Raw genomic sequence first — 15,515 nt, forward strand, 5'->3', positions numbered from 1 at the left:
GACTATCGCGCACTTAGAAGCAAGATCAAGATCAAGATCAAGATCAAGATCAAGATCAAGATCAAGATCAAGATCAAGATCAAGATCAAGATCAAGATCAAGATCAAGATCAAGAGATATACATTGGTTATTGATAGATTATTTATGGGGCGACAGTCAGAGCCAATAAAAAATCTTCAAGTATTACGCCCAATCGGATAGAACTCACCCTGGCTCCATACCCCAAGCCACTCTTCCCCATCGATCTCCCGCGCCACCGCCATCTCCACCAACTGGTAGAACACATTGCGGTGAATCAGGGCTTCGAGGTTGGTACGCATCAGCACGTAGGGGGAAGGCTCAAGGGTGACAGGATCGAGTTCGACACGCAGCGGATTGTCCGGCCCAGCCTCGACCTGGTCATCGACGTTGCTGGTAAACCGCAGCACCTGCTGCTCACCACTGCCCTGCACATCCAGCAGCACAGCAACAAACGGCGCGTCATCGACACGAATCCCGACCTTCTCCACCGGCGTGACCAGGAAATAGTCATCCCCATCCCGGCGAATGATGGTGGAGAACAACCGCACCATCGGCTTGCGCCCGATCGGCGTGCCCAGGTAGTACCAAGTACCGTCCCGGGCGATGCGCATGTCGATATCGCCACAGAAATCCGGGTTCCACAAATGCACCGGGGGCAAGCCCTTGTGCGCGGGGATCTGCGCCAACAGGTCGTTGGCCTTGCCGGAATCAGTCATTTCACGCTCGCTCAGCGGCTCATGCCCAGGAGACTGCGAGCGTACTCGCGCATCGGCTCACCAAGCAAATCCTGCGGCGTGTTGTCGTGGAACGTCAACAAACCGCCACGACTTTTGATCCGGGCGGTATCGATTAGATAACGGGTGCTGGTCTCGATGAGCATCATCTGCACCACGCCGTTGTCCCAGCCCAAGCGATCGACGGCCTGTTCGTCATACCACTCGTCGCCATTGCCGATCCGGTCGTCGGTACGCGCAAAGCGGGTGTAGAGCACATAGTCGGCGCCGACCGAGCGGGCCTCGGCAATCGCGTCCTCCAGGCCCAACGGCCCCTGGGCGCGGCGCACCAGCGGGAAGTACTCGACAAAGCTCTTGAAAGCTTCCTCGGCCACCGCATTCTGGCGTGGCACCGGCCCCTTGCCCGGCGGCACGAACGCGCCCTGGCCGATGAAGATGAACGAATCGGGCTGCAGGCGGATCGACAGGGTCCGGGTGGTGTCGCTGTGATCCAGCAGGCCGGCGTCACTCATGTGATAGCGCACACCCTCGCCCATATCACTGACATTCATGCAGCCGCCCAACGCCATCAGCGCCAGCAGCAAGACCAGGCTACGCATCTTTCCTCCAGAGACCGGTGACGAAAAACCGGCGAATAGCCGCCAGATGCAGAATCTGCGCCAGAGTCAGCCGCCGATCACCTTCATCACCATCACATCGCCGGAAAACGCCACTTCCTGCTTGTCCGCCAGGGCCTTGACCAGCAAGCGCTGCAGTGCTGGCAAAGCCTGGTGACGGGGCTTGTCGAGCAAGTCGCCGACAAAGTGACGGTTACTCGACGACAGGCAGCCATGCAACCAGCCGGTGGACGACAGACGCAGACGCGAGCAGGCACGGCAGAACGGCACACTCTCGTTGGCGATCACACCGAAATGCCCCTTGCCGGGAATGTAATATCGCAGGGCCGTCGCATCGACTGGCCGGGGTGCCTGCTCGTAGCGGTGGGATTGCCCGATCACCCCTAGCAACTGCTCCAGGCTCACGAACTGTTGCACGAAGGCATTACCATCGCGCGCCAGGTGCCCCATGCGCATCAGCTCGATGAAACGCAGCTCGTAGCCGCGCTCAAGGCAGTAGTCGAGCAACGGCAACACCTGGTCGAGGTTCTGCCCACGCATGGGCACCATGTTGACCTTGATCGCCATGCCTGCGGCACTGGCCTGCTCCATGCCAGCCAACACGCTGGCCAGGTCGCCACCACGGGCTATACCGCGAAAAGCGCCTGGGTCGAGGGTGTCGAGGGAAACATTAAGCCGGCGTATGCCGGTCTCGCACAGCAATGACAGCTTGCGCGACAGCAACTGGCCATTGGTGGTGAGGCTGATGTCCTCCAGGCCCAAACCGGCCACTGCCTTGAGAAACGTCTCCAGCCGTGGGCTGATCAGTGGCTCGCCGCCCGTGATGCGCAAACGCTCGATACCCGCCGCCTCGACCAGGTAGGCCACACCCCGGGCCAAGGCATCCGCCGTGAGCTCGTCCTGCGCCGCCACCAGGCGCTTGCCATCGGGCACGCAGTACGTGCAGGCATAGTTGCAGGCAGCAGTCAGGCTGACGCGCAGGTTGCGAAAGCGCCTGCCTTGACGATCGACGATCATGGATGACTCCGGCATGGAAGATTCTGGCGGGCAAAACCTGACTCAAAAATCAGGTTTTTGCAAGCTTTCCAGGCGAAGCCTTGGGGAGACGATGCCCACCGATAAGCAGTGGGCATCCCTTGAAGGGCTTTAGCTTGCGGACTCAGGATCGCGCTTGCGCTTGTTGCCCATGCGCACGCCGATATCCATCAGGAACTGGAAGAAGCCTTCCTGATCCTCGAGCACGTTGCTCCAGAACGGCGAGTGGTACAGCGCGACAGCGCCATGGACCAACGCCCAGGCAGCGCAATAGTGGAAGTACGGTGGTACGTCCTCGAGCTTGCCTTCGCTGATCCGGCCTTTGATCAACTGCGTCAGGCGATCGAAGTTGGAGGCGCGGATACTGTGCAACTGCTCGACCATCTCCGGCACCTGGTTACCCTTGACCACCTTCTCTTCCAGGCGGTCGAACAAGCGGTAACGCTGCGGATCGCGCATGCGGAACTCGAAGTAGGCGCGCGACAGGGCTTCCTTGTCGCGGTCGACGTCTGCCGAATGCAACAGCTCGTTCAGATCGCGCTCGTAGTCGAGCATCAGGCGCAGGTAGATCTCCGCCTTGGACTTGAAGTGCTTGTAGATCGTGCCTTTGCCGATGCCCACGGCGTCGGCGATCATCTCGACGGTGACACTGTCTTCACCTTGTTCGAGAAACAGCTTGAGCGCGGTGTCGAGGATCTCTTGCTCACGACGACGAAACTCACGGACCTTACGAGGTTCTTTCTGCATAGGAAGGACTGGGATGACAATCGAAGCGGTTTATTATGCCTAAGTGGCGGCAAATTGCACGGATCTTCCAACCATGTCTATGTTTCTTGATGAGTTCGACCAGGCGCCGGGCCTGTGTTACCTGAACCATGCCGCCATCGCCCCGTGGCCGCGTCGCGCCAGCGAGGCCGTCGCACGCTTCGCCCGCGACAACGTGCGCCTGGGGGCCCGTGAATATCCGGCCTGGCTCGCCACCGAGCGGCGCTTGCGCGAGCGCCTGGCACGCCTGCTCAACGCCCCGACCACCGGTGACATCGCCCTGGTGGGCAACACCTCCCAGGCCCTGTCGCTGGTCGCTTTCGGCCTGGATTGGCAGCCCGGTGACCAGGTGACCATCAGTGACGAGGAGTTCCCTTCCAACCGCGTGGTCTGGCAAGCCCTGGCCGAACGCGGCGTCGAAGTGCAGCAGGTAAGCCTGGCCGGCGAAGACCCCGAGACCACATTACTGAATGCCTGCGGCCCCCGTACGCGCCTGCTGGCGATCAGCGCCGTTCAGTTCGGCAGTGGCCTACGCCTGGATCTGACGCGACTCGGTGAAGGTTGCCGCAGCCGTGGCGTGCTGTTCTGCGTGGATGCGATCCAGCACATCGGCGCCCTGCCCTTCGATGTGCAGCGCTACCAGTGCGACTTCGCCATGGCCGACGGCCACAAGTGGATGCTCGGCCCCGAGGGCCTGGCGGTGTTCTACTGCCGTGGAGAACTGCGCAAGCAGCTCAAGCTGAACGCCTATGGCTGGCACATGCTCGAAAACCTGGGGGATTTCGAGCGCCGCGACTGGCAGCCGGCCCGCAGCGCCAGGCGCTTCGAACCCGGCAGCCCGAACATGCTCGGCGCCTGCGCACTAGAGGCCAGCCTGTCACTGTTGGAGGAAGTAGGCATGGCCATGGTCACCGAACAGCTGGCACTGCGCGTGGAACAGTTGCACGAAGGGTTGGCAGCCCTGCCAGGCGTGCGAATACACAGTCCGGGTGACCCCGGGCGACGGGCGGGCATCGTCACGTTCAGCCTGGCGGGCCACGCCAATGCTGACATTTATCGGACGCTTAGCGCCGATGGGGTGATCTGCGCGGTACGCGGCCCAGGTGTGCGTTTTTCCCCACACTTCTATACCGATCAACACCTGATCGACGAAGCACTGCGCCAGGTCCGCCACATTGCAATGCAATGAATGCGCTATGGAATCAAGACGTATTCCAAATCTGTTTAAAAAACGATCAGCACACGCTGGCAGCACGCCAATCCTGACCAATACTTGAAGTGTTGGCGCGGCGCATCCCCCCCAAGTGGCGCGCCGATAAAGGTGCCCAGGGACCGTGTGCCTTTGTTTTACTCCTAATGGTCTTAACCCGGATTCCCCCCCCAGAACCCGGGTTTTTTTTGTCCAGGCAGAGGGCGCGGGTGCTTGCCGATAGATTTCTGGCGCGCTCCAGATCGAGCGCCGCTGGCGCGGCTAAAGCCGCTCCTACATTTGTTGCAACGTGCCGCACCTGTAAGGCCATGGTTGCCAGCCTTGGCGCATGGCTTCAGGGCGGTCACCGGCATGCTCCCAGACATAACTGACCCGAAACAAACGTGTAGGAGCGGATTCATCCGCGATGCGCCGCGCGAGCGGCGCTCTATCTCAACACCAACACCAGCTCCGAGCCATACACAAGCACCCCGCCTCAGGCCACTCGAGCCAACGGGAACAGGCGCTTGAAGTTGCCGGTGGTCTGCTCGGCCAGCTGTGCGTAACTCACCCCACGCAACGAAGCCACATACTCGGCCACTTCCCGCACATACTGCGGCAGGTTCGGCTTGCCACGGTGCGGAATCGGCGCCAGGTACGGCGAGTCGGTCTCCACCAGCAGGCGATCGACCGGGACCTGCCTGGCCACATCGCGCAGCGCATCGGCATTGCGGAAGGTGACGATACCCGACAGCGAGATGTAGTAGCCCAGGTCCAGCGCCGCCTTGGCCATGTCCCAGTCCTCGGTGAAGCAGTGCAGCACCCCGGCCTGGGGCAGGCTCGCCTCGCGCAGCAGTGCCAGGGTGTCGGCGCGCGCCGCACGGGTGTGCACGATCACCGGCTTGCCGGTCTGGCGCGAGGCCTCCAGATGCAGGCGGAACGAGGCCTGCTGAAGCTCCGCGGCCTCCGGCTCGTAGTGATAGTCCAGCCCAGTCTCGCCTATGGCCACCACATGCGGGTGAGCAAGCTCTCGCAATAGCCACTCCAAGGCCGGCGTCTCGCCCGGTGCCAGGTCGAGCGGATGCACGCCAACCGAACAGTCCACGTCGGCGTAGCGCTCGCTGAGCGCCTTCACCGCACCGGCGTTCTCGGCGCTCACGCCGATGCACAGGAAATGCCCCACCCCGCGCTCGCGCGCCGCTTGCAGCGCGGCATCGAGGGAGCCCTGGTGGGCGCTCAGGTCAAGACGATCAAGGTGGCAATGGGAATCTACGAGCATGGCAACAGACACATATGAATTGAACGTTGGAATCAGCGCATGCCCGGCAGCTGCACCCAGCGGGCGAGCAGGGCTTCGAGCAGCAGCACACGGTTGAGGTTGGCCTTGCCCAGGACTTTCTGGCGCTGCTCGAGGATCCATGCCTGGATCTCCAGCACCTTGGCCTGGCGGCTCTTCTGCGCCAGGTATTGCAACACCTTGCGCATGTCAGCCAAGCCTAACCCTTCTTCATCCTGGGTCAATTGGTAGCGCAGGATCAGGTGCGACCAGTCGCAGAACCAATCGAACAGCAGCAGCAAGGGCACTGTATTCCAGGCCTCGGCCAACTGGCTGGGGGATTGCTGCTGCTTGAGCAGCTTCTTCACTCCCTCGGTGACCAGTGCGCGCTGTTCACGCACGCCTTGTGCCTGCAAGCTGACGGCCATCAGCGGCGAGCCGGCGGCAAGGGTGAGCAGTTCCTCGCGCTCCTCCTCGCTGTTGTCGGCCAGGGCGCCGGCCAGCCAGGCGCGGCTCTGGGCCAGGCTGGGTTGAGGGCAGGCAACCTGCTGGCAGCGACTCTTGATGGTGGGCAGCAACCGACTGGGCTGATGGCTGACCAGCAACAGCACGGTATCGCCCGAGGGCTCTTCAAGACTTTTTAGCAAGGCGTTGGAGGCGTTGATGTTCATCGCCTCGACCGGCTCGATCAGCACGACCTTGCGCCCGCCTTGCTGGGCAGTCTGGACCACGAACGAAACCAGCTCGCGCACCTGGTCGATCTTGATCGGCTTGTCGGCTTCTTCCGGCTCCAGCACGAAATTGTCCGGGTGGCTGCCCGCCTTGAGCAGCAGGCAGGCCTTGCACTGCCCGCAGGCATCCAGCCCTTGTGGCTGCTGGCACAACAGGCGCGCCATCAACCGCTCAGCGAGGGCGCGCTTGCCGATGCCCTGGGGCCCGTGCAGCAGGTAGGCGTGAGCATGCTGGGCACGGCCGGCCAACTGCTGCCAGAGCGCCTGCTGCCAGGGGTAGGCTTCAGCCACGGCAGCGCTCCAGGATGCCTGGCAGCAGCGCGTCGATGGCTCGCTGGACGGCCTCCAGCGGTTGCGCGGCGTCCAGCAGGCTGTAGCGTTGCGGCTGCTGGCCGGCACGCTGCAGGTAGGCCTGGCGCACCGCTTCGAAGAAGGCCTGGCCTTCCTGCTCGAAACGGTCGAGGCGACCGCGGGCCGCGGCACGGGCCAGGCCGACTTCCACGGGCAGGTCGAACACCAGGGTCAGGTCCGGGCGCAACTCGCCCTGGACAAAGGATTCGAGGATGGCGATGCGCTCCACCGGCAGGCCACGCCCCCCGCCCTGGTAGGCGTAGGTAGCGTCGGTGAAGCGGTCGCACAGCACCACGGCGCCACGTGCCAGGGCCGGGCGGATGACCTGCGCCAGGTGCTGGGCGCGGGCTGCGAACATCAACAGCAGTTCGGTGTCGACCGCCATGGTTTCTTCGCTGGGTGCCAGCAGCAGTTCGCGGATACGCTCAGCCAACGGCGTGCCCCCGGGCTCGCGGGTCATGACCACATCGACACCCTGCTCGCGCAGGCGCGCCGCCAGGTATTCGCGATTGGTGCTCTTGCCCGCGCCTTCGGGGCCTTCCAGGGTGATAAACAAACCGCTCACGGGCGTTCCTTACTGTTTGTCGGGTGCTGGCGCATCGGCCGGCACGGATTGATCGGCAGGGGCTGCGGGTTCGCCCGCGGGCGCCGACTCCACGCCCTCTGGCTCGGGCGCCATCGACTCGCTTGCGGGTGGCTGGCCTTGCGGCGCGGGGCTGGAGCGGTAGTCAGCACGACGCTTGAGCTGGAACTCGCGCACCGCGCTGTTATGGTCGTCCAGATCATCGGAGAACACATGGCTACCGTCGCCACGGGCGACGAAGTACAGGCTGCTGCCGTCGCTCGGGTTCAGCGCGGCGTGGATTGCCTCGCGGCCAACCATGGCGATCGGCGTCGGTGGCAGGCCGGTCATGGTGTAGGTGTTGTAGGGGGTCGGCTCGCGCAGGTCGGCACGGGTGATCTTGCCGTTGTAGCGTTCGCCCATGCCGTAGATTACCGTCGGGTCGGTCTGCAGCATCATGCCCAGGCGCATGCGGCGCACGAACACGCCGGCAATCTGCCCGCGCTCCTGGGGAATACCGGTCTCTTTCTCCACCAGCGAGGCCATGATCAGCGCCTGGTAGGGGTCACGGTACGGCAGGTCGGTGGTGCGCTCGGCCCACTCCTTGGCCAGCACTTCATCAAGGCGCATGTAAGCCTGTTGCAGCAGTTCGACATCGCTCATGCCGCGCACGAAACGGTAGGTGTCGGGGAAAAACCGGCCTTCGGGGAACACCCCGGTGTGGCCCAGCTTGTCCATCACTTCCGAGTCGGACAGGCCGTCAAGGGTGTGCTTGATCTTTTCATGCCTGGCCACTGCGGCGCGCACCTGGCGGAAGGTCCAGCCTTCGACCAGGGTCAGGTTGTACTGCACCACGTCGCCACGCTGCCAGGCATCGAACAACTGCCCCACCGTCATGCCGGGGTTCAACCGGTATTCACCCGTATGCAGCGCCGTGCCGGCCATATTGAAGCGCCAGTACAGGCGTAGCCACACCGCGTCGTCGAGCAGGCCTTCGGACTGCATGCGATAGAACATGCGATTGGGTGTGGTGCCGCTGGGCACTTCGAGCAGGCGTTCCTGCTCCACTTGCAGGGGCTGCTCCAGCACCGAGCCAACCTTCCAGGCAGCCCAGCCAAAGGCCAGGCCGGCGAGGATCAAGCTCATCTCCAGCAGCAGCAGGAATTTGCGTCTCACTAATCAGGTATCCAGTAACGTCCGGGCAACGGCCTGCAGTTTACGGGTGAGCAGCCCCGCCGGCCAGTTCAGTGCTGCGAATTCACGCACCGGCCAGACACCGTAGACGCTGTTGCAGACGAACACTTCGTCGGCCTGCTGCAGGTCTTCCAGTTCCAGGTCGCGTACGACTACCGGGATACCCAGCAGCACAGCTTGCTCAAGCAATACAGCACGCATCACCCCGGCCACGCCGCAACGACCGAGGTCAGCGGTCAGCAGCACGCCATCGCGCACCAGGAACAGGTTGCTGTACACGCCCTCGATCAGCCGCCCCTGAACATCGCGCATCAACCCCTCGGCGTAGGTGCTGTCCTGCCACTCGGCGCGGGCCAGGACCTGCTCAAGGCGATTGAGGTGTTTGAGGCCGGCCAGCAGCGGTTGTTCCGCAAGACGGGTCAGGCAAGGGAACAGGCAAATGCCTGAATCGGCGTTGCCTTGTGGATAAGTGGGCAAGGGACTGCCCTGAAGTATGCGCCGGGCAAGCGCGCCAGCGGCTGGGGCATAGCCGCGCTGGCTGTCGCCGCGGGTCAGGATGAGCTTGGCCACCCCCTCCCCCAGCAGACCGGCGTAGCGCAGCAGTTCGTCACGCACCACAGTCAGGTCCACGTCGATCGCCAGACGCTGGCAACCCAGCGCCAGGCGGTCGAGGTGTTGCGCCAGCAGGCTGGGCCTGCCGCCGCGCACGGCGATGGTCTCGAACAAACCATCGCCGTAGGCCAGCCCACGGTTCTGCAGGTTGACCGCAGTCGCTGGCTGGCCGTCGATCCAGCTGTGCATCAGTCGGCGAACCGGCGGAACACCAGCGAACCGTTGGTTCCGCCAAAGCCGAAGGAGTTGGACAGCACCACATCGATCGGCATGCTGCGTGCCTGGTGCGGCACGAAGTCCAGGTCGCAGCCTTCGTCCGGTTCATCCAGGTTGATGGTGGGCGGCGCCATCTGGCTGTTGATCGCCAGTACGCTGAAGATCGCCTCCACCGCACCGGCGGCCCCCAGCAGGTGACCGGTCATCGACTTGGTCGAACTGACCGCCAGCTTGTAGGCATGCTCGCCGAACACGCGCTTGATCGCTGCCACTTCAGCCACGTCGCCCGCAGGCGTCGAGGTGCCATGGGCGTTGATGTAGCTGACTTCCTCCGGCTTGATACCGGCATCGCGCAGGGCGTTGGCCATGCAGCGGGCGGCGCCTTCGCCGGAGTCGGGTGGCGAGGTCATGTGGTAGGCGTCACCGCTCATGCCGAAACCGACCAGTTCCGCATAAATGGTCGCGCCACGAGCCTTGGCGTGCTCCAGCTCTTCGAGCACCAGGGCACCGGCACCGTCGGACAGCACGAAACCGTCACGGCCCTTGTCCCACGGACGGCTGGCACGGGCCGGTTCGTCATTGCGGGTCGACAGCGCGCGGGACGCACCGAAACCGCCCATGCCCAGGCCGCAGGCGGCCATCTCGGCACCACCGGCGATCATCACGTCGGCTTCGCCGTAGGCGATGTTGCGCGCTGCCATGCCGATGCAGTGGGTGCCAGTGGTGCACGCGGTGGCAATGGCGTAGTTCGGCCCCTGCAGCCCCAGGTGGATCGACAGGAAACCGGAAATCATGTTGATGATCGAGCCCGGCACAAAGAACGGCGAGATGCGCCGCGGACCTTGCTCATGCAAGGTACGGCTGGTCTCTTCGATGTTCGTCAGGCCGCCGATCCCCGAGCCCATGGCCACGCCAATGCGCTCGCGGTTGGCGTCGGTGACTTCCAGGCCAGCGTTGCGCACCGCCTGGAAACCGGCCGCCAGGCCGTACTGAATGAACAGATCGAGTTTGCGGGCCTCTTTGGCCGACAGGTACTGCTCGACCTCGAAGCCTTTCACCGAGCCGCCAAAACGGGTGGAGTAGGCAGACAGATCCGTATGCTCGATCGGACCGATGCCACTGCGGCCAGCCAGAATGCCTTGCCAGGTGCTTGGTACATCGGTACCCAGTGGCGACAGCATACCCATACCGGTGACCACGACGCGTCTACGCGACACAGTACTCTCCTCTTTTCAAATAACAGAGTCTCTTGCCAGTGCACTTGCCATGGCGAATGGAATGGCAGCAAACCCCGATTCTCGCAAAGAAAAAACCGCACGCCAGCAAAGGCAGTGCGGTTTTTCTCGACAAGATGCGTCGACTACAGCGTCTTAGCCCTGGTGAGCGTTGACGTAGTCGATAGCGGCTTGAACGGTAGTGATCTTCTCGGCTTCTTCGTCAGGGATTTCGGTCTCGAATTCCTCTTCCAGAGCCATCACCAGCTCAACGGTGTCAAGCGAGTCGGCACCCAGGTCATCGACGAAGGAAGATTCGTTCTTGACTTCCTCTTCCTTGACGCCCAGTTGCTCGGCGACGATTTTCTTGACGCGTTCTTCGATGGTGCTCATACCTAGTTTTCACTCCTAATGGACATATGTCAGGCAGCTGGCCGGTGACCAAGTTTATAGGAAGACGCCTGCTTTTCAAGCGTGACGCGCCTTCCACCAAGTCGCCCGGCCCGCTGTCCGGAATCTGGTTGCAGCTTTATAACGGATTTTAGGCTTCGAGTATGACTCTTTTTTGAAGCAATCCGTCACATTGAGTTGCGGATATTACATGTACATCCCGCCATTCACCGGCACGGTTGCGCCGGTGACGTAGGCTGCGCCTTCGGACGCCAGGAAGGATACCACCTTCGCGATTTCCTCGGCCTGGCCCAGGCGGCCCAGCGGAATTTCCTTCTGCAGGGCCTCGCGCTGCGCTTCCGGCAGCTCGCGAGTCATGTCGGTGTCGATGAAGCCCGGCGTCACCGAGTTGACGGTGATATTGCGCGAGCCCACTTCACGGGCCAGGGCACGGCTGAAGCCCTCCAGGCCGGCCTTGGCGGCGGCATAGTTGGCCTGGCCAGCGTTGCCCATGGCACCTACCACCGAACCGATGCTGATGATACGACCCCAACGGGCCTTGGTCATGCCGCGCAACACACCCTTGGACAGACGGTAGAGGCTGTTGAGGTTGGTATCGATCACGTCGAACCATTCGTCGTCCTTCATGCGCAGCATGAGGTTGTCACGGGTGATGCCGGCGTTATTGACCAGGATGGCCGGCGCGCCGAACTGCTCGCCGATGGCACTCAGCACAGCATCGACGGACTCAGCGCTGGTCACGTTCAGCTCCATGCCGGTGCCGGTGATGCCGTGCTCTTTCAAGGTGGCGGCGATGCGCTCGGCGCCGGATGCCGAAGTGGCGGTACCGATCACGGTCGCGCCCTGGCGGCCGAGTTCGAGGGCGATGGCCTGGCCGATGCCACGGCTGGCGCCGGTAACCAGTGCAACTTTACCTTGCAGGCTCATGCAAGCGTCTCCAGATTCAGGCCAGCGCCGCACGAGTGGCGGCGACGGCGTCAGGGGTATTGAGGTTGTAGGTGGTCACGCCGTCGGCGCAACGCTTGTTCAGGCCAGCCAGGACCTTGCCCGGGCCACACTCGACCAGGTTGACCGCACCGTTGGCGGCCAGGGTCTGCACGCATTCCACCCAGCGTACCGGCTGGTACAGCTGCGCCAGCAGGTCCTGCTTGAGCGCATCGAGGTCGGCGGCGATGGCCGCGGTGACGTTCTGCACCACAGGGATCTGCGGGGCCTTCCAGTCGATGGCATTGACGAACTCGGCGAAGCGCTCGGCGGCCGGCTTCATCAGTGCGCAGTGCGACGGCACGCTGACCGCCAGCGGCAGGGCGCGTTTGGCGCCCTTGGCCTTGCACAACTCGATGGCGCGATCTACCGCAGCCTTGTTACCCGCAATGACAACCTGGCCAGGCGAGTTGAAGTTCACCGCGCTGACCACCTCATCTTCTGCCGCTTCAGCGCAGATGGCGACCACATCGGCATCGTCCAGACCCAGGATCGCGGCCATGGCGCCATGACCGGCCGGCACGGCTTCCTGCATCAGTTGGCCACGGCGCTCGACCAGGCGCACTGCATCTTTCAGCGACAGGCTGCCGGCTGCGACCAGGGCGCTATATTCACCCAGGCTGTGACCGGCAACGAAGGCCGGCTGCGCGCCGCCCTCTTCCAGCCACAGGCGCCACAGGGCGATGGAGGCGGTGAGGATGGCCGGCTGGGTCTTGTCGGTTTGGTTGAGTTGTTCTTCCGGACCTTCCTGGACCAGTTTCCACAGGTCGTAGCCCAGAGCCTCGGAAGCTTCCTTGAAGGTCTCGACGATTACCGGCTTTTCAGCGCCGAGCTCGGCGAGCATGCCCAGCGACTGGGAACCTTGACCGGGAAAGACGAATGCGAGGGATGCAGACATTGAACAAGCCCTTATGATCTTGTCGTCGGATGGGGTGCGCCGGGCCTTGGGCCGGGCGCGCAATCTGAATGCTTGGATGGAGCGACGGACCAAGCGGTCACATTTAAGCACTTCATGGGCGATATGCCTAAGGGCTTTGCGCCGCCCCCCATCGCGGATGAATCCGCTCCTACGGGTGCGTGCAGGAGCGGATTCATCCGCGATGGGGCCACCCAGGCATCAAGGCAGCAAATCCTCGAGACGCCCATGCAAACGCTGCGGCAGGTTTTCCTGGATCTCGATCAGGGCCCGCTGGATGGCACTCTGCAAGCCTTGAACGCCCGCCGAACCATGACTCTTGATGACGATCCCCTGCAACCCGAGAAAGCTTGCGCCATTATGCCGCGCTGGCGCCAGGTCGGCCTGCAACCGCCTGAGCAACGGCATGGCCATGGCGCCCGCAGCGCGCGCCAGCACCCCCCCCCGGAACAGCGCCTCGATACGCGCCCCGATCATGGTGGCCAGACCTTCGCTGGACTTGAGCAGGATATTGCCGACGAAGCCATCGCAGACCACCACGTCAGCCTCGCCACGATACAAGCCGTCGCCCTCGACGAAGCCGATATAGTTGAGGCCCCGGGCATTTTGCAAAAGACTGGCGGCGAGCTTGACCTGCTGGTTGCCCTTGATGTCCTCGGTACCGATATTGAGCAGCGCCACACGCGGCCGGTGAACCCCCAGGGCCTGGGCGGCCACCGAGCCCATCACGGCAAACTGGTAGAGGTTTTCAGCACTGCAATCGACGTTGGCCCCAAGGTCGAGCAACTGGCAGTAACCGGCCTGGGTCGGAATGGCCGCGACCATTGCCGGCCGATCGATGCCCGGCAAGGTCTTGAGCACCAGCCGTGACAGGGCCATGAGCGCACCGGTATTGCCCGCACTCACACAGGCCTGTGCCTTGCCATCACGAACCAGTTCGAGGGCGACGCGCATCGACGAGTCAGGCTTGCCCCGCAACGCTTGCGACGGCCGCTCGTCCATGCCGATCACCTCACTGGCCGCAACAATTTGCAGGCGCGCGCGATCCGCAGCCGATTGGCCACTGACGAGATCTTCAAGGAGGGAGGGTTGACCGACGAGGGTCAGGTGCAGCGAGGGAGTAGCCGAAAGGCAGGCAATGCTAGCCTGGACAATGTTGCGGGGACCGAAGTCCCCGCCCATTGCGTCGATCGCGATGATCTGAGCAGACAAGGATTACTCGTCAGCGCCCTTGTCGATCACTTTGCGACCACGGTATACGCCTTCTGGCGAAACGTGGTGACGCAGGTGTACTTCACCGGTGCTTTTCTCTACCGACAGCGCGTTTTCCGACAGGGCGTCGTGCGAACGGCGCATGTCACGGGCAGAGCGGGATTTTTTGTTCTGCTGAACAGCCATAATTGATTAACTCCTAAACGTTTGGGTCACGCTTTAACTGCGCCAAAACACTGAACGGGTTGGACCGCGATACCTCGTCCTTGCTCGGCTCGGGCTCATCTGCGCCCGCCGGCTGCTGGCATTCTTCCGGATGATGAGCAGGTACGATGGGGAGAGCGAGTAGCAGCTCTTCCTCGATCAGCGCCTGCAGATCCAAAGGATCTTCGCCCAGTTCCAGCACGTCATAGCCTTTCGGCAACGACTGGGTATTTGCACCCTCCTTCACCACGGCGTATGTACATTCGCTGTGGACGGGAAGGGTGACCAGCTCAAGACAACGCTGGCAAACCATTTTGACCGCGACATCGAGCTCGCTGTGGATAACCACAACGTGCTGCTCGTCTCGCTCAAAATCGAACTTCGCCTGCACCGTACCGACAGTGTCGGAAAGCGGGTCGCAGAGTCTTTCCAAATCAGCGAGTTGCAGCGAACCCTCGAGGGTTACACCACGATCAGCCAATTTGCGCGGGTCAACGTGAGATGGAATCTGGTCATTCAACATAGGCGCAGCATTCTAGGGATGCACCCCCTCCCTGTCAAAGGAAATTCGGCACATCACGCATGTTAGAATTCGGGGTAATTGACCAGGAGTCTACCATGCTTCCCTTGTTATTGGCTTCCAGCTCCCCCTATCGCCGTGAACTGCTCGCTCGCCTGCGCCTGCCTTTTACCTGGGCAAGCCCCGACTTAGACGAACGGCGCCGGGATGACGAACCCGCCGTCGAGCTGGTGCGACGCCTGGCGCGACAAAAAGCCGAGGCACTGGCTGACAGCCACTCCGATCATCTGATCATCGGCTCCGACCAGGTAGCAGTGCTCGGAGAGCAGATCCTTGGCAAGCCGCACACTTTCGAACGCGCGTGCGAGCAGTTGCTGGCCGCCAGCGGGCAGCACGTCACCTTTCTCACCGGCCTGGCGCTGCTCAACACCGCCACCGGGCAATGCCAGGTCGATTGCGTGCCGTTTACCGTGGTATTGCGCGAACTGAGCAGGGAGCAAGTGGAGCGCTATGTGGCAGCCGAGCAGCCGCTCGACTGCGCCGGGAGCTTCAAGGCCGAGGGGCTGGGGGTGAGCCTGTTCCAGAGCACCCATGGCTGTGACGCCACGAGCCTGATAGGGCTGCCATTGATTCGATTGGTGGACATGCTGCACAAGGAAGGCGTGCAGGCACCTTGACCTTGCTCGCCGGCAAGCCAGCGCCTACAGGCAACCCGTAGGAGCCGGCTTGAACTGGCCTAATGACCCCGGCT

Annotated in this window: 18 protein-coding genes; 2 read left to right on the forward strand and 16 right to left on the reverse strand. The window is 62.7% G+C overall.

Annotation, left to right across the window (positions count from 1 at the left end):
- Positions 1-176 precede the first annotated feature (176 nt).
- The 4 genes from NGM28_RS27810 to NGM28_RS27825 form a co-directional block, all read right to left on the reverse strand.
- On the reverse strand, positions 177-737 hold the full coding sequence (locus tag NGM28_RS27810) for a DUF1285 domain-containing protein (protein WP_240065859.1): 561 nt from the start codon (positions 735-737) through the stop codon (positions 177-179).
- Between the two features lie 11 nt (positions 738-748).
- Positions 749-1,354: a DUF4823 domain-containing protein gene (locus NGM28_RS27815; protein ID WP_213660167.1), complete on the reverse strand. Its 606-nt coding sequence runs from the start codon at positions 1,352-1,354 to the stop codon at positions 749-751.
- A 66-nt stretch (positions 1,355-1,420) separates the two neighbouring features.
- Positions 1,421-2,389, reverse strand: a complete 969-nt coding sequence (locus NGM28_RS27820) for a GTP 3',8-cyclase MoaA (protein WP_252092456.1) — start codon at positions 2,387-2,389, stop codon at positions 1,421-1,423.
- Positions 2,390-2,518: 129 nt separating this feature from the next.
- Positions 2,519-3,154: a TetR/AcrR family transcriptional regulator gene (locus NGM28_RS27825; RefSeq protein WP_213660165.1), complete on the reverse strand. Its 636-nt coding sequence runs from the start codon at positions 3,152-3,154 to the stop codon at positions 2,519-2,521.
- 73 nt (positions 3,155-3,227) lie between these two features.
- Between NGM28_RS27825 and NGM28_RS27830 the strand changes: the two genes are divergently transcribed.
- Complete coding sequence (locus tag NGM28_RS27830; RefSeq protein ID WP_252092457.1) at positions 3,228-4,361, forward strand: aminotransferase class V-fold PLP-dependent enzyme; 1,134 nt, start codon at positions 3,228-3,230, stop codon at positions 4,359-4,361.
- A 496-nt stretch (positions 4,362-4,857) separates the two neighbouring features.
- Here NGM28_RS27830 and NGM28_RS27835 read toward each other — a convergent pair whose 3' ends face one another.
- From NGM28_RS27835 to NGM28_RS27890, 12 genes are all read right to left on the reverse strand, one after another.
- Complete coding sequence (locus tag NGM28_RS27835; protein ID WP_240065856.1) at positions 4,858-5,640, reverse strand: TatD family hydrolase; 783 nt, start codon at positions 5,638-5,640, stop codon at positions 4,858-4,860.
- Between the two features lie 32 nt (positions 5,641-5,672).
- Complete coding sequence (locus tag NGM28_RS27840) at positions 5,673-6,659, reverse strand: DNA polymerase III subunit delta' (protein ID WP_240065855.1); 987 nt, start codon at positions 6,657-6,659, stop codon at positions 5,673-5,675.
- The gene (gene tmk / locus NGM28_RS27845) at positions 6,652-7,284 is read right to left on the reverse strand and encodes a dTMP kinase (protein WP_252092458.1); all 633 of its coding nucleotides are present in this window, start codon (positions 7,282-7,284) and stop codon (positions 6,652-6,654) included. The genes NGM28_RS27840 and tmk overlap by 8 nt, the downstream gene beginning before the upstream one ends.
- Before the next feature lie 9 nt (positions 7,285-7,293).
- The gene (gene mltG, locus NGM28_RS27850; protein WP_252092459.1) at positions 7,294-8,457 is read right to left on the reverse strand and encodes an endolytic transglycosylase MltG; all 1,164 of its coding nucleotides are present in this window, start codon (positions 8,455-8,457) and stop codon (positions 7,294-7,296) included.
- Positions 8,458-8,460: 3 nt separating this feature from the next.
- Entirely contained in the window at positions 8,461-9,276 is an 816-nt protein-coding gene (pabC, locus tag NGM28_RS27855; protein ID WP_252092460.1) for an aminodeoxychorismate lyase, read from the reverse strand.
- Positions 9,276-10,520, reverse strand: coding sequence for a beta-ketoacyl-ACP synthase II (fabF, locus tag NGM28_RS27860; protein ID WP_011532888.1), 1,245 nt, complete (start codon positions 10,518-10,520; stop codon positions 9,276-9,278). The genes pabC and fabF overlap by 1 nt, the downstream gene beginning before the upstream one ends.
- Positions 10,521-10,673: 153 nt before the next feature.
- Entirely contained in the window at positions 10,674-10,910 is a 237-nt protein-coding gene (gene acpP, locus NGM28_RS27865; RefSeq protein WP_011532887.1) for an acyl carrier protein, read from the reverse strand.
- Positions 10,911-11,114: 204 nt separating this feature from the next.
- Complete coding sequence (fabG, locus tag NGM28_RS27870; protein ID WP_011532886.1) at positions 11,115-11,855, reverse strand: 3-oxoacyl-ACP reductase FabG; 741 nt, start codon at positions 11,853-11,855, stop codon at positions 11,115-11,117.
- 16 nt (positions 11,856-11,871) lie between these two features.
- Positions 11,872-12,810 carry an ACP S-malonyltransferase gene (gene fabD, locus NGM28_RS27875; protein WP_252092461.1) on the reverse strand — a complete coding sequence of 313 codons (939 nt, stop codon included), beginning with the start codon at positions 12,808-12,810 and terminating at the stop codon, positions 11,872-11,874.
- A gap of 219 nt (positions 12,811-13,029) precedes the next feature.
- Positions 13,030-14,040, reverse strand: coding sequence for a phosphate acyltransferase PlsX (plsX, locus tag NGM28_RS27880; RefSeq protein ID WP_353620550.1), 1,011 nt, complete (start codon positions 14,038-14,040; stop codon positions 13,030-13,032).
- Between the two features lie 3 nt (positions 14,041-14,043).
- Positions 14,044-14,226, reverse strand: coding sequence for a 50S ribosomal protein L32 (gene rpmF / locus NGM28_RS27885; protein ID WP_008096416.1), 183 nt, complete (start codon positions 14,224-14,226; stop codon positions 14,044-14,046).
- A 13-nt stretch (positions 14,227-14,239) separates the two neighbouring features.
- Positions 14,240-14,767, reverse strand: coding sequence for a YceD family protein (locus NGM28_RS27890; protein WP_011532883.1), 528 nt, complete (start codon positions 14,765-14,767; stop codon positions 14,240-14,242).
- Between the two features lie 95 nt (positions 14,768-14,862).
- Here NGM28_RS27890 and NGM28_RS27895 point away from each other — a divergent pair, with 95 nt between their 5' ends.
- Positions 14,863-15,441, forward strand: a complete 579-nt coding sequence (locus NGM28_RS27895; protein ID WP_252092462.1) for a Maf family protein — start codon at positions 14,863-14,865, stop codon at positions 15,439-15,441.
- Positions 15,442-15,515 lie beyond the last annotated feature (74 nt).

The sequence above is a fragment of the Pseudomonas sp. MWU13-3659 genome (genome assembly GCF_023757525.1).
In the GTDB taxonomy this organism is placed as follows: domain Bacteria; phylum Pseudomonadota; class Gammaproteobacteria; order Pseudomonadales; family Pseudomonadaceae; genus Aquipseudomonas; species Aquipseudomonas entomophila_E.